Source organism: Flexivirga endophytica (assembly GCF_014640635.1).
GTDB classification, from domain to species: domain Bacteria; phylum Actinomycetota; class Actinomycetes; order Actinomycetales; family Dermatophilaceae; genus Flexivirga; species Flexivirga endophytica.
The window spans coordinates 92,783-106,809 of the sequence record NZ_BMHI01000001.1 but is presented as its reverse complement, the minus strand read 5'-3'; the positions used below and the strand labels follow the sequence as shown (position 1 = coordinate 106,809).

The 14,027-nt window shown below is 62.2% G+C and carries 11 protein-coding genes; 5 read left to right on the top strand and 6 right to left on the bottom strand.

The window, feature by feature from the left end:
* Together IEX71_RS00520 and IEX71_RS00515 are read left to right on the top strand one after the other, a co-directional pair.
* Positions 1-1,281 carry a PqqD family peptide modification chaperone gene (locus tag IEX71_RS00520; protein WP_188835036.1) on the top strand — a complete coding sequence of 427 codons (1,281 nt, stop codon included), beginning with the start codon at positions 1-3 and terminating at the stop codon, positions 1,279-1,281.
* 250 nt (positions 1,282-1,531) lie between these two features.
* A complete protein-coding gene (locus IEX71_RS00515; RefSeq protein ID WP_188835797.1) occupies positions 1,532-5,413 on the top strand; it encodes a multifunctional oxoglutarate decarboxylase/oxoglutarate dehydrogenase thiamine pyrophosphate-binding subunit/dihydrolipoyllysine-residue succinyltransferase subunit in 3,882 nt (1,293 codons plus the stop codon).
* Positions 5,414-5,535: 122 nt separating this feature from the next.
* Here the strand turns inward: IEX71_RS00515 and IEX71_RS00510 are convergent, their stop codons facing one another.
* A complete protein-coding gene (locus tag IEX71_RS00510; protein WP_188835035.1) occupies positions 5,536-5,937 on the bottom strand; it encodes a PIN domain-containing protein in 402 nt (133 codons plus the stop codon).
* A gap of 244 nt (positions 5,938-6,181) precedes the next feature.
* On the opposite strand from IEX71_RS00510, the gene IEX71_RS00505 reads away from it, so the two are divergent.
* The 3 genes from IEX71_RS00505 to IEX71_RS00495 all read left to right on the top strand — a co-directional run bounded on the left by IEX71_RS00505 (position 6,182) and on the right by IEX71_RS00495 (position 7,526).
* Positions 6,182-6,439: a hypothetical protein gene (locus IEX71_RS00505; RefSeq protein ID WP_188835034.1), complete on the top strand. Its 258-nt coding sequence runs from the start codon at positions 6,182-6,184 to the stop codon at positions 6,437-6,439.
* Between the two features lie 151 nt (positions 6,440-6,590).
* Positions 6,591-6,776, top strand: coding sequence for a DUF6104 family protein (locus tag IEX71_RS00500; protein ID WP_188835033.1), 186 nt, complete (start codon positions 6,591-6,593; stop codon positions 6,774-6,776).
* 81 nt (positions 6,777-6,857) lie between these two features.
* Positions 6,858-7,526 carry a GDSL-type esterase/lipase family protein gene (locus tag IEX71_RS00495; RefSeq protein ID WP_188835032.1) on the top strand — a complete coding sequence of 223 codons (669 nt, stop codon included), beginning with the start codon at positions 6,858-6,860 and terminating at the stop codon, positions 7,524-7,526.
* A gap of 24 nt (positions 7,527-7,550) precedes the next feature.
* Here the strand turns inward: IEX71_RS00495 and IEX71_RS22785 are convergent, their stop codons facing one another.
* The 5 genes from IEX71_RS22785 to IEX71_RS00470 all read right to left on the bottom strand — a co-directional run bounded on the left by IEX71_RS22785 (position 7,551) and on the right by IEX71_RS00470 (position 13,983).
* The gene (locus IEX71_RS22785; protein WP_373284553.1) at positions 7,551-8,183 is read right to left on the bottom strand and encodes a glycosyltransferase family 4 protein; all 633 of its coding nucleotides are present in this window, start codon (positions 8,181-8,183) and stop codon (positions 7,551-7,553) included.
* A gap of 455 nt (positions 8,184-8,638) precedes the next feature.
* Positions 8,639-9,943 (bottom strand): hypothetical protein, encoded by a 1,305-nt coding sequence (locus tag IEX71_RS00485; RefSeq protein WP_188835030.1) that lies wholly within the window; start codon positions 9,941-9,943, stop codon positions 8,639-8,641.
* Positions 9,940-10,830 carry a glycosyltransferase gene (locus tag IEX71_RS00480; RefSeq protein WP_188835029.1) on the bottom strand — a complete coding sequence of 297 codons (891 nt, stop codon included), beginning with the start codon at positions 10,828-10,830 and terminating at the stop codon, positions 9,940-9,942. Before IEX71_RS00480 ends, IEX71_RS00485 begins: the two co-directional genes overlap by 4 nt.
* Before the next feature lie 44 nt (positions 10,831-10,874).
* The gene (locus IEX71_RS00475; protein WP_188835028.1) at positions 10,875-12,653 is read right to left on the bottom strand and encodes a glycosyltransferase; all 1,779 of its coding nucleotides are present in this window, start codon (positions 12,651-12,653) and stop codon (positions 10,875-10,877) included.
* Positions 12,643-13,983 (bottom strand): O-antigen ligase family protein, encoded by a 1,341-nt coding sequence (locus IEX71_RS00470; RefSeq protein ID WP_188835027.1) that lies wholly within the window; start codon positions 13,981-13,983, stop codon positions 12,643-12,645. The genes IEX71_RS00475 and IEX71_RS00470 overlap by 11 nt, the downstream gene beginning before the upstream one ends.
* Positions 13,984-14,027 lie beyond the last annotated feature (44 nt).

Genomic DNA, 14,027 nt, shown 5'->3' with positions numbered 1-14,027 from the left:
ATGCTCGCCACCGAGAGCATGCCCATGAAACAAGGGGTCAGCCTTGCCCACGCGCTCTGTCAGGCCGTCGCCGACGATGCCGGCGTGCGAGCGTTGTTCCTCAAAGGCCCCACGGCTGGCCAGCAACGCCTGCGGTCCACGACGCATGTCTCCGGGGACGTCGATGTGCTGTGCCTTCCGGAGGACCTGGCCGCCATGGAGGCCGGTCTGCGGGCACGGGGCTGGCGCCTGCGGCCAGTCTCGACCGCCGCACGCGAATTCACCACGCACTCAGTCACTTACATTCACGACTCCTGGCCGTGTGACATCGACCTGCACACCAATTTCCCGGGCATGCTCGCAGATCCCTCGGCCTCCTTCGAAGCACTCTGGAGCAGCCGCGAGGAGCACTCGTTCGCCGGTGTGCCCGCGATGACACCCAATCGCACCGCACAGTTCCTGGTTCTCCTCCTGCACGGCTTACGGTCCCCCGGGCTGGCGCGCAACACCCACGAGATCGCGACGGCCCAGACGATGTACCACGACGGACTGACCGATGACGAGCGTGCCGACCTCCGCGCGCTGGTGGTCGCCACCGGGTCCGCGGAGCCGACACAGGATTTCTTCCGGCGCGTCGGTGACCCGATCGACGTGCCCGCCCGGCCGTCCGTCGGTTACGCCTTGTGGCAGCTGAAGACCGGTCCCAGCCGGACCGAGAGCTGGATGCTGCTCGCCCTCCGTACCCGTGGAAAGCAGCGACTGCGCGTGCTGTTCCGGGCTGTGGTTCCCACTCGAGCAGATATGTACGCCGACCACCCGGAGAGCGCGCAGGGCTTTACGAGACTGGTCTCGGCGCACAGACATCGCCTGTCCCGTGCAGCGCGCCTCGCCCCTCGCGCCGTCCGGCAGATATTGCGAGCACGCCAAGCCCTGCGCTCCACGCAGCCGGTCGTGCCCGGTCGGCTGCTCAGCGTCGTCGAGGACGCGGGCGCCAACTCTCGGCTATCGCACTCATCGCCTTCACGAACGACGGCTCCGATGGTCGCGCCGCACGCTGCCGAGTGGACCGACGACCAGCAGATCCTCTTCGTCCTACCACTGCACAGCCCGACGTCGAAGGTGCTCGCCCTGCGGGACACAGCGGCCGCACTGTGGACCCTGATCCAGGACACGGGCACCTCGCCGGAGCAACTCGCCTCGGCGGCGTGTCTGCATTGGCAGATCCCTGCCGACACCGTCCGACCTGATGTCGAGGTGTTCCTCTCGCAACTGGTCGACTGGGGTGCCCTGGTCGCCGCCTGACGACCCGGGAGCGCAGCCGTGACGCCCTTCCTCGGATGCTTCGCGGCGCCCCGCCGCCGCCGTCGCGCACACGGCCGACACGCCCCGAAGTCCGCGGAAAATCCGCCATAGCACACGCCGTTGACCTGGTGTGGCCAAAAGAGCCGTGAGCGTTAGGCTGGACCTGTGTGGCGATCCCCGTTCGTCATACGCCGAAACCCGCACAGCCGGACCTGAAGCATGGCCGTGCCGACCTTGACGAAAGAGGCGCATTCGCGTGTCATCCCAGTCGCCTGACCCACTCGCGACATTCGGACCCAATGAATGGCTCGTCGACGAGCTCTACGAGCAGTACAAGCAGGACAAGAACTCCGTCGACAAGGCGTGGTGGAGCTTCTTCGCGGATTACCGGCCGAGAACCCCCGACACGTCGGCCACGGGCAACGGGCACACGCCGGCCGGTTCGAGCGCACCGGCACAGCAGCCCGCCGGCCCCGCGAAGGCTGCAAAGGCCGCGCCGGAGAGTGCGCAGCCGCGAGGCGCAGACACCACCGGCGCCGACAGCAAGGGCCCCGACGCGACGAGCAACCGTGCGACCACCGAGCCGCCCAAGGGCGCAGCGCGCCGCGCGCCCAAGGAAGCTCCTCGACCCAACCCCCGCGACTGGGAGTTGAAGAACGCCAAGGTCATCGCGCGTGACGCGGCCACCCCGAAGGTCCCCGAGGTCGACCCGGCCGAGAGCCAGACGACCCCGCTGAAGGGCGTCGCCGCTCGCATCGTCTCCAACATGGAGGCCAGCCTCGAGGTCCCGACCGCGACCAGCGTGCGCTCCGTGCCGGCCAAGCTGCTGATCGACAACCGCATCGTCATCAACAACCACCTGTCCCGCAGCCGCGGCGGCAAGGTCAGCTTCACCCACCTCGTGGGTTACGCGATCATCAAGGCGCTCAAGCTCGTCCCCGAGATGAACTACGCGCTCGGCGAGGACGACAAGGGCAAGCCGACGCTGATCAAGCCGGGTCACGTCGGTTTCGGTCTGGCCATCGACCTGCAGAAGGACGACGGATCACGGACGCTCGTCGTGCCCAGCGTCAAGGGCGCCGAGGAGATGGACTTCGCGCAGTTCTGGGCGGCATACGAGGAAATGGTCCGCAAGGCGCGCGGCAACAAGCTGACGCTCGAGGACTACCAGGGCACCACGATCAGCCTGACCAACCCCGGGGGCATCGGCACCGTGCACTCGATCCCGCGGCTGATGAAGGGCGCGGGCGCGATCATCGGCGTCGGCGCACTCGAATACCCGGCCGAGTGGCAGGGCGCCAGCTCCGACACCCTCAACGAAGCCGCGGTCAGCAAGATCATCACGCTGACCTCCACCTACGACCACCGCGTCATCCAGGGTGCGGTCTCCGGTGAGTTCCTGCGTGTCGTGCACCAGCTGCTGCTGGGTCAGGACAACTTCTACGACGAGATCTTCCAGTCGCTGAAGATCCCCTACGAGCCCATCCGTTGGGTGCAGGACATCGATGCGGGCCACGACGACGACATCAACAAGGTCGCCCGGGTCCAGGAGCTGATCCACGCCTACCGCGTGCGCGGCCACCTGATGGCCGACACGGACCCGCTCGAATACAAGCAGCGCCGGCACACCGACCTCGACGTCACGACGCACGGTCTGACGTTGTGGGATTTGGACCGCACGTTCCCGACGGGTGGTTTCGGCGGCAAGCCGTTCCTGAAGCTGCGCGAGATACTCGGCATCCTACGCGACGCCTACTGCCGCTCGATCGGCATCGAATACATGCACATCCAGGACCCCGAGCAGCGGGCCTGGGTGCAGAGCAAGGTCGAGAAGGGTTACGAGAAGCAGTCCAGCGCCGAGCAGTTGCGCATCCTGCGCCGGCTCAACGCGGCGGAGGCTTTCGAGACCTTCCTGCAGACCAAGTTCGTCGGCCAGAAGCGGTTCTCGCTGGAGGGTGGCGAGTCGGCCATCGCGGTGCTCGACCGGATCATCTCCGAGGCCGCCGACGACAAGATGGATGAGGTCTGCATCGGTATGCCGCACCGCGGCCGTCTCAACGTGCTGGCCAACATCGCCGGCAAGTCCTACGGGCAGATCTTCAGAGAGTTCGAGGACCAGCAGTCCAAGAAGTCGGTGCAGGGCTCGGGTGACGTGAAATACCACCTCGGCACCGAGGGCACCTTCACCTCCGATGCGGGCAACAGCACCAGCGTCTACCTCGCGGCCAACCCGTCGCATCTGGAGGCGGTCAACCCGGTGCTCGAGGGCATCGCTCGCGCCAAGCAGGACCGCATCAACCTGGCCGGTGCTGCCTTCACGGTGCTACCGATCCTGATGCACGGTGACGCGGCGTTCGCCGGTCAGGGCATTGTCGCCGAGACGCTCAACCTGTCGCAGCTGCGCGGTTACCGCACCGGCGGCACGATCCACATCGTCGTCAACAACCAGGTCGGCTTCACCACCGCGCCGGAGCAGAGCCGCAGCTCGCAATACAGCACGGACGTCGCGCGGATGATCCAGGCACCGATCTTCCACGTCAACGGCGACGACCCGGAGGCGTGTGTCGGGGTGGCCGAACTCGCCTACGAATACCGGCAGAAGTTCAACCGCGACGTCGTCATCGACATGATCTGCTACCGCCGCCGCGGTCACAACGAGGGCGACGACCCGTCGATGACCCAGCCGATGATGTACAAGCTCATCGAGGCCAAGCGCAGTGTCCGCAAGCTCTACACCGAGGCGCTCATCGGACGTGGCGACATCACACCCGAGGAGGCCGAGGCAGCGCTGAAGGACTACCAGAAACAGCTGGAGCGGGTCTTCACCGAGACCAAGGCCGCCAAGCAGGAGCTGTCTGCGCCGGCCGCGGACAGCTCGGTCGGCACCGACGCCGAGGGCCACGGTGGCCTCGAGCGTCCCTCCGCGCAGGAGGAGGACGACACCCGCGAGGACGGCAGCGTCTTCGACACCGCGATCCCCAGCGAAGAGTTGCTGACCATCGGCAAGACATGGGCCAACCCGCCGGACGGCTTCACCGTCCACCCCAAGCTGGCCAAGCTGATGCAGCGTCGCGCGGACATGACGACCAGCGGCGGCATCGACTGGGCCATGGCCGAGATGCTCGCGTTCGGTTCGCTGCTGATGGAAGGCACCCCGGTGCGCTTGGCCGGCCAGGACAGCCGCCGCGGCACGTTCGTGCAGCGGCACTCGGTGCTGATCGACCACACGAACGGCAACGAGTGGACTCCGCTGCGCTACCTCTCCTCCGACCAGGCGTGGTTCTGGGTCTACGACTCACTGTTGAGTGAATACGCCGCGCTCGGTTTCGAATACGGCTACTCCGTGGAACGCCCCGACGCACTCGTGCTGTGGGAGGCGCAGTTCGGCGACTTCGTCGACGGAGCGCAGACGATCATCGACGAGTTCATCAGCTCCTCGGAGCAGAAGTGGACCCAGCGTTCGTCGGTCGTGCTCCTGCTGCCGCACGGTTACGAGGGCCAAGGAGCCGACCACTCGTCGGCGCGCATCGAGCGCTTCCTGCAGCTCTTCGCCGAGGACAACATGACGATCGCCTACCCGTCGACGCCTGCGTCCTACTTCCACCTGCTGCGCCGTCAGGCCGCGGCTCGCCCGCGCAAGCCGCTGATCGTTTTCACGCCGAAGCAACTGCTGCGTCTGAAGGCCGCGACCTCCAACACCGAGGACTTCACCAACGGACGTTTCCGCCCGGTGATGTCCGACCACGAGTCGCCGAAGCCGGAGGACGTGACCCGCGTGCTGCTGGCGTCGTCGCGCGTGGTCTACGACCTGGAGGCCGAGCGCGCCAAGCGCGAGGACAAGCAGACCGCGATCGTGCGTGTTGAGCAGCTCGCGCCGATCCCGGCGCAGGACATCGCCGACGAGCTGGCCAAGTACCCGCACGCCGAGGTCGTGTGGGTGCAGGACGAGCCGAAGAACCAGGGCGCCTGGCCCTTCATGGCGCTCAACCTGCCGGAGATGCTCGCCCCGCTCGGCGAGACACGTCCAATGCGGTTGGTCTCCCGTCCCGCGTCGGCAGCCCCGGCCACCGGCTCGCACAAGCGGCACGACGAGCAGCGTGAGCAGCTGATGAAGCAAGCCTTCGACCGCTGACACCCGCTGGTCGAGTAACCGAGCCGCTCGGCGAGGCGTATCGAGACCAAGGGACCATCACCACGAAAAGGGCCGCACGCCACATGGTGTGCGGCCCGATTCGTATCCGTCTCAGCGAGCTGTCACCTCTCGACCGGGTCGAACACTGCGAACCCCAACTGCTGCGCGACATGCGACATGTTCCTGGCGTGCCTGACGATGATGAGATCGTCCAACCCCGACTGCAACGCCGACGCCGGATGGATCGCGTCCAGTGGATTCACGTGCGGCACGATCGCCTCCGCCCCCGCGAGCGTCGCGTGGTCCACAGGGATGGTCGCCAGGCGAGCGGTGATCTCGCCCCCGCCGGTCCAACGGCAGCGCCCCCTACGCAGCAGTCTGGTCAGCTCCGTGCGCAGCAGTCGCGACGAAACAAGGAGTTCCTGCCCATCGATCGCTCGGGCGAACCACTCGACAGCGGCCGGCGACTGCCCGAGCAGGATCCGACCAGCCACGATGCGGTTGGCGGTGCCACAGTGAGCCATGAACACGGCACTACGCCAGCGGCGCACAAACCTACTCGTCGCGGCATTCGTCTGCGTCGGCCTCCTCGCGGTGGGCTTGCTCTGGCACCGAGCATCCGAGCACCCATTGAAGGCATCGGCGGACGTGCCGAGTGCCGCGCCGGAGGGATCACCAGCCGTGGTGGTCAGTACTACGCAGGACAGGAAGACCATCCGGTATCGAGCCGTGCGGGTCGATATCCCCGCGTCGTGGCAACGAGTCGACATGCGCGGGTGCGAGTTCGCCTTCGAGCACTGGGCACCCGCGGGCGCGGCCCAGTGCGACATCGATCGCGGGGTCGCCTTCTACACGTCCGCCACCTTCGATCCAGGGCAGAAGCCCGGTGTCCACTCCGCCGGCGACAACGCCTGGGCCGGCTACACCGATGCCGGCGATCTCGCCGTTTACGCAGCTGGCAACAACCGTGCGGCGGTCCAGCGAGTGTTGTCCTCCGCCCGGAAGGACGACCGGTCAGCGCGCTGACTCCTCAGTCACCGATGCCCTCCAATTCGGCGACATCGTCGTCGGTGAGCAGAAGTAGCACACCAACACGGCCTTCGCGACAGGTCGTGAGCACATATCGGGTTCTGAGGTTCGTGTCGATTCGGCCCAGGTTCCGCTATAGATTTCGAGGGTGTATTTCACGGACAGGGGCATTGAAGAGCTCGCTACGCGACGTGGCGACGAGGAAGTCACCTTGGGCTGGCTGTCGGACCAGTTGCGCACCTTCGTCGATCTCAACCCGGACTTCGAGACACCGGTCGAACGGCTCGCCACCTGGCTGGCGCGTCTCGACGATGATGACGAGGACGACGACTGACTCGACGTCCCCGGTGCGACATTCCGGACTTCGCGACTCGCGAGCATGCCCTTCACGGCTCACGTGCACTGATGCGCGACAATGACGGACGTGACCAATCACCACGACGGCAGCGAACCTGACTTCAGCCCCACCACGCGCTTTCACGTCACCGAAGGCGACCGTCACGTGGGCCTGTGCTTCGTCGGAGATTCTTTCGTCGCAGGACTGGGCGATCCGAAGGCCCTCGGCTGGGTCTCTCGCGTGGTCGCCCGTACCCCCACCTCCGGCATCGACCTCGCCAGCTACAACCTCGGCATCCGCGGCCAGAGCTCCACCGACGTGCTGGCGCGCTGGCAGACCGAGTGTGAGCCGCGCTGGGAGAAGGCCAACGAACGCCGCCTCGTGGTCAGTGTCGGCCTCAACGACATCGCGCAGGGCTTGACCACCGCGCGTTCCCGCCTGAACCTCGCCAACATCCTCGACGACGCGTCGTCGTCCGCCATCTCCTCGTATGTCGTCGGCCCGTCCCCCACCATCGACGCCGAGACCAACGACCGCCTGCAGATCCTCGTCGACGCCCAGTCCGACGTCTGCTCCCGCCGTGGCATCACGTATGTCGACTGCTTCCGCCCCCTGCTCGGTCACGACCAGTGGCACGCCGACCTCGCCTCCGGTGATGGCATCCACCCTGGCCAGGCCGGCTACGGCCTCATCGCCTGGCTGGTCCTGCACGCCGGCTGGCAGAGCTGGCTACAACTCGACGGCTAATCGCTGACTGGCTCGCCACTGAACTCAAGACCGCAAGAGCCAACTGTCGGCTGCGGTCCGCTGATCGGCCTTCGGAAGACTCTCCAGCACATCCATCGGGGGCAGCGGATTCGTTACGGCACTCACAATCGCCAATGCGAGCTCACTTGGCGAGTAACGCGAGCCAACGACTCGATGCCCATGTGCGGACAACCACTGCGCAATCCCAGTCTCGTCGCTTGACACGATTGTGCACCCATATGAGAGGCCTTCGAGTATGGGCAGTCCGATTTGCTCTCGCCACGTAGCTGTCCGGCGAGACGCTAACACTAGGACACTCGCAGCCTCTAACTCCGCACGGATGTCAGAGCGAGGCGGATCGAATCGCACGGTCACACCCCGTCGATGCTCTGCCCAAGTCCGAACAAACGCCTCCTGAGCACGAGACCCTTTTCCGACAATCACAAGCTCAGTTCCAGCCTGGGCAGCTACGGCGGGCCATGCACGCAACAGGTCCTGAAGACCTTTTCGCTCCTCGAAGCTGCCAAGGAAGATCACACGCCCTCGATCCTTCTTTGGAGCCGAGCACAAAGGTTGCGGCAGGCCTTCGATTGTTCGTATCTCCGTTCGTGCGGATACCCTCGCCCACAGTCGAGGACCGAGCTCTACGCGATACATATCAGAGCTCCCCGCTGTTCCAAACGCGATCCGATCGATCGAGCCGAACACCATCGACCACGTTGCTCGAAGCACAGTCCTCGACACACATTCCGGCAAACGGCTCCGCGTCGAAAGTTTGGAAATCTGGCTCACATTTTCGATCGCGTATGTAACGACCAAGGGACGACGCGAACGCGGAGCCAGTCGTTTGGCCGCCGCCAGCACTAATAATCGGGGCAGCAGCGGAATCGCAAGCGGCTCAGCGACCTCTAGCACGGATAGACGGCCAGAAAATACCTCGCGAGCGACCCCAAACACGGACTTGAGCTGAACCAGTTTCCCAGAAGGAGTGGCCGCTGGGTGCCAGTCGGCCCTCGTCGAGCAGTAGTAAAGGGCATCTGCCGAAGAATTAGCTAGGCGCTCGAGATGCGCCGTACGCGCTACTGGGAAGAACGAAACCTTGAGCCGTTTCATCAGAACGAGCCATGTCCCATCAGCGAAACTCCTATAACAGATAACGATAACGCTCCAAGGGCCATCGAAGCAGCCGAATTCCGGAGCGACAAGCGGACAGCAAAAATGATCGAGGATACTCCATCAAGCAAGACCATGCCCACCAACAGTACCGCTGGGCTAAATTGATTGATAGAGAGTAGAAATGAAATCATTAGAACGACGACCAAAGATGTAACAATCGGGGCAGCAGATACCTTCGCCGGCAAGAGTCGATATGCGAGACGCTGCATACCAGCAGCGTATAAAGACGTACTCATCCAAGCAGTCAAAAGCAGAACCAACCCGGCGTCCCGCTCGGATTGCACGACTCCGATGAAAGCAGCAATACCAATCCCCGCGAACGAGGCCGCAGCAGAAACGGCCAAAGTCACTCGACCAGCCTCGCGCGAGTGCTGAGTCTCTCCATGCACAAGGAACGGCAACACTGAATTGCTAAAGACACCAGCACATCCACCAACTACCCGTTGCGCGACTGAAAAATATGAAAGAAACGCTGGCGCGAGACTGGCTGCATACGACTGCAACGTCAAACCACCACCGTATCCGGCAATAGACTTGCCGAGGTACCAACCCGAAGCCTGTCGGTTGGTTTCAGCCACAGAATCGACTGCTGTCGCAGAGTTTACCCGAGCATTCGGGCCACCACGGGCGTGCGCCCCGAGCCGCGCGGATCGCTGGAAGGCGCGCATCACAAGGAAAGTGATTTCTCCAAAGATCGCCCCGACGAGCATCGTGACGGTACCAGCACCGGCATGGGTTACCTTGAATGCGCAGAGACCAAATATTGCTCCCAGGCTTCCGAAGAAGGTAGCCGCCGAAAGAGGAAAAGCGTCCCCACGAACCGCCTCACGAAACCCATCATAGGTCGCCACCAAGACAAGACCCGAGAAGAGGACAGTCAGGACAGTCAATAGGAACGCGTCTTGTACATCTCCCAACCGAGACGTATAAATTGCAACGGCAGGGGCGCTCGATAATGGCACGAGCAGTATGCTGAATTTCATCCAATTACAAGCGGCCTCCTTTGCACCTCTCAGTAAAAGTGGATAGCAAACACCGGTCAGTACCAGTTGCATGGGGACGCTTGTCCATGCAAGAAGCAAAAAAAAGTAGTCAGTAGTGTGTCCAGCGCCAGTCCAGACAATCAAGAGCACATACTGGATCAGTCCGCTAAGTTGAGAGCCCGCATTCACCAGAACCGGCGCCGCGACTGCCCGCCCATATTTGGAGGCCAGGCTGCGAGCTCCAGCTCTGGCGGTCACCGCTTACCCTTCGCTGACCTGGCCACCGCATGCCCATAGGCGCGGAAACGCCTTCGGTCATAAGCCGAGCGAGCTATCGCAGATCTTGCCAAGAACCCGGACGCAACCACCGCCCGCCACGCTACACGCTTCGCTCGTGCGCGACCGAAATGCAGGTCATAGAGCTCCGCCAGATTAACGATCCACTCAGTTCTTATTCGGCCGTCATTTCCAGCGGAGCTTAGTCCTGCGGCATGCTCAGCCTCGGTCGAACCGAGCAGCACGACCCTCCATCCCGCGTCACCCAACCTAAGGCAGTAGTCCAGATCCTCGGCGTACATGAACCACCGCGTCGTCATGCCGCCAACGCTATTCCAGGCATCGCGACGCGTCAGCAGGCACGCACCGGTCACCCAATCCACGGCCATCTCGTCGGCGACTTGATTGCGAAGGAGATAGTGCCCACGCAACGAGAAGTTGATGCGCGCAAGGCGTGATATCCCAGACATGTGCAGAATCATCCGCGGCAGGGTGGGAGCCCACCCGGCAGGCACAGCGACATCATTTGCTCGCTCATTCACTAGTGGCGCGACAGCACCGCATCGGCGGTGACTGCGCACATACTCGAGTAGGTTGCGATATGCATCAGGTCCTAATCGTGCATCGGGATTCAGGAGCAGCAAGAATTCTTCACTAGATAATGAAACCGCCTGCCGCACCGCTCGCGCAAATCCCACGTTTTCGTGATTCAAAATGACATGTGGATTGACCGAGTGAGATCGGCACCGGATCACGGTGTCGTCACTTGAGTTGTTGTCGACAATAATCAGTCGGATTCCTGAACTCAGTTGCGCTACAGAGTCAAGAAGACCATTGATTACGCGCGAACTGTTATACGTGACAACCACAACCGCAGTTTCGTCACGTACGCCCCTCCCAAGCCTCTTTGCATTCACAGCCGCCTTGATACCTCTCGCGCTGGAACCCCCGCCACAACCGAAAACTCCGCAACGTCTCGAGTGACGACGGCACCTGCAGCAATCACGGCTCCGCGCCGTATATGCACTCCGGCGGTGACGATCGCGCCAGCACCTATCCAAACGTCGTCCTCGATGTGCACGGAGTCACGCAATTCACCCTGTTCAATTATCGGCGTGTTGACGTCAGACGTTATATGGTTTTCGGAGAATATTTGGACCCCAGGACCGAGCAAGACGTTTTGTCCGATATAGACGCCCCCCCCTCCATGGATAAAGTTGTTCACTCCAATCGCCGACCGACGGCCGATCATAATGCCAATCCCGAGATTTCGTATGACCCCGCTCGCGCGGATGACAGCGCCGCGGTCGATAGTCACTTCGTCCGCTATCTGAATGCCGTCTCTGGACATCGCGTCCACTAACACATCCTGGCCAACCGACGTCCGTTCACCAAGCGTCAGATGTCGACGATTAAGCAACCTCGCCCCACGATCGACGTATGTAGACGGATACCCTCGGGTAGCGCCACGGGCGCGCTGAAGCAGTTTGCGCCCAGCAAATTGCACGACGTCGAAGTCGGTAACCTCTCTATCAATCCCGTCGCCGAGCCCTCGGGACTCCTTGTACATGCGGTTAGCTACTCGACGAATTCGGGACTCCTTCGGTTCCGCTTTCCGCTCGATAATAGCCTGTCGCATTCGTTTGACGATCGCATCCCATGCGTCCAGGCTTGCTGCAGAGCTCTTCGGGGTGGCGATCGCGTCTTCGATCGCCGCCCGCATCTCTGTGACGGAATTCGGGTCAAAGTATCCGATTGCAACATCCATCTCCGTAAATGGTGGAATGCGACTTGCAACCACTGGCACAGAGAATTGAGCCGCCTCGGCGAGCGGCAGCCCAAATCCTTCGTCCATCGAAGGAAATACGAAGAGCGCCGCATTCTCGTACAGCCACCTCAATTCGCCGTCCGTAATTCTCCCCAAGAAGGTGATCCTGTCTTGTACGTTGCCTTGCAGTTCGATAGCCTCCTTCCGACCATCTGCTTCGCCAACGATCAGCAACCGATGCGACTTAATCAAGCTTGCACTGCCCGAATACGCCGAAATGAGACGTCCAAGGTTCTTACGAACGTTCAGTCGACCGACACAGAGGATGAACTGCTCGCCGTGAGGTGCACCGGAGGGCTTGACTGATTCGGCGTCCGATAGCCCCTTAGGGACAGCGAGGCCCACTTTGACCAGCTTCGACGTCATGGTTGGCAACAACCGAGAAATGCGTGCGGTTTCACTCTGTGACGAGGTGAAGATTAGATCTGCAAACTTGAGCGTCGGTGGAAGTCCAGCTAAGTAGAGTCTCTCAGTTAGGCTAAACCATTCAGGGTGATCAACGAATAGCAGATCGTGAAGGAAGACTGCACTGACGCAGCCTCTTGCAGGTGCAGCAAAATTCTGGGTGATGACGGCATCAAAAACTGACCCGCGTGAGCCAGATAGGAAGCTTGCGACTGCTTCGGTCGGGATCCAGTCCGGAATCGTTGTGACGCTAATGCGGTGCGCTTGCGAATCGACGCTGCCGGCTATGGCAGTGGCGTCCGATGCACGGCAACGCAGCGTGAGTTCATCATCTGGGTACGTCTCTATCCATGCCCCGACGATGTTCTGTAACACGTTTCGACCCGACGGGGGACCGCTCAGCCACCAGTTTGCGTCAAAGAGGAGCCGAAGTGCAGGCTGTTCGGCATCAATGGCCATGTGCGCCAACCACCTTCATCGCCTGAGCCGCGACGTCGGTCGGGGATGCGGGGGTTGAGCGCGGGGTGAGCCCGCCGCCGCCGGAGGCTGCACTGCGCGCTGCGAGGAGAGCTAGCCCCAACCAAGTCATCGTCGTTGGGACATCCTCGAACCCGTTAAATCCGCTCAGACAGATGACTGACGTGACTAAGAGGCCGAGTTCGATGCCGTGCCCCGACCGCCACAGCGCGTAACCGACCGTGAGGAGTCCTAGCGTCATGAGCAGCAGTCCTGGAATGCCCTCGCTCACCAGCACCTGCAGTGGTCCGCTCTCAACCGGAATCGTCGATCCTGCGTGCCGAAACACCGACCGCGACGTCCCGACCCCCGCGCCCATCCATGAGTGCTCTTCCGCAATCTTCAGAGAAAGATCAATGACCGACTGACGGCCACCTGCGGAAACCGCCGCCTCCTGACTGGTGAAACGTCCGGTAACGCCCTGCCAGATCTTCTCGCCGCCGCCAGTTGAGACGACTGCTATGAACGTGCCGACCAGACCGAGCAAGGATAGTGCGATCCGAGTTCCAGATTGCCTCTTGAGCTTCGGCAGCAATCCGATAGCGACGCCAGCAACGAGGCCGATGATTGCACCGCGGGTTCCCGTACAGATGAGGGCTGCAGATGACAGAAGACCGAGTATAAGAAATCGGCGATCACGATTGGATTCGAAGAATGAGAGGTATGCCAGCACAGCTGTGGCAGCGAAGAACATGCCAGCATAGATCGGATGGCCGAACGACGCCTGTGCGCGGTAGTCGGACCAGTGCTGCACTGCCGTCCCAGCAGGGTCCGCCGCAGCCGAATAGATGGTCGAGAACAGGACATTGCGACCGAGCAGACGTTCGATTAGTGCATAAAAGCTTGTCAACGTTCCCAAGACCAACCACGTACGCAGGATAATTGGGCGTGGGTCCCAGTTAAGACGACTGACCATCGGCATGAGCACCAGAATCGCGAATGCGAACAGCCACACGAGACTTCTAGGCACCGAGTCTGAAGCGACGATCGTGGCTGCAGCATACCCAGTGTAAAGGGCAAAGCAGCTGTATCCTGGCATTTTCTCAATCAGGGCACGAGGCGCTGGCCCGCCTCGATCGTTCTGCCGCATGAAACATGCCACAAAAAGCAACAGAGCGGGCGAGATGAGCTGGATCGTGTTGCCTGCTGACGCACCTAGTTCAGCGTTGTAAAAATTGTTTGGAACCAAAACGGTTAAGGTAAACGCGGTGGCAATTAGCCACGACCTTGGCGCCTCCGCACACATTCCATAAAAGGCGATGGTTCCCAGCAACAGACACCCATACAGGAGGAGTGTTCGAAGAGATTGGGGCGAGA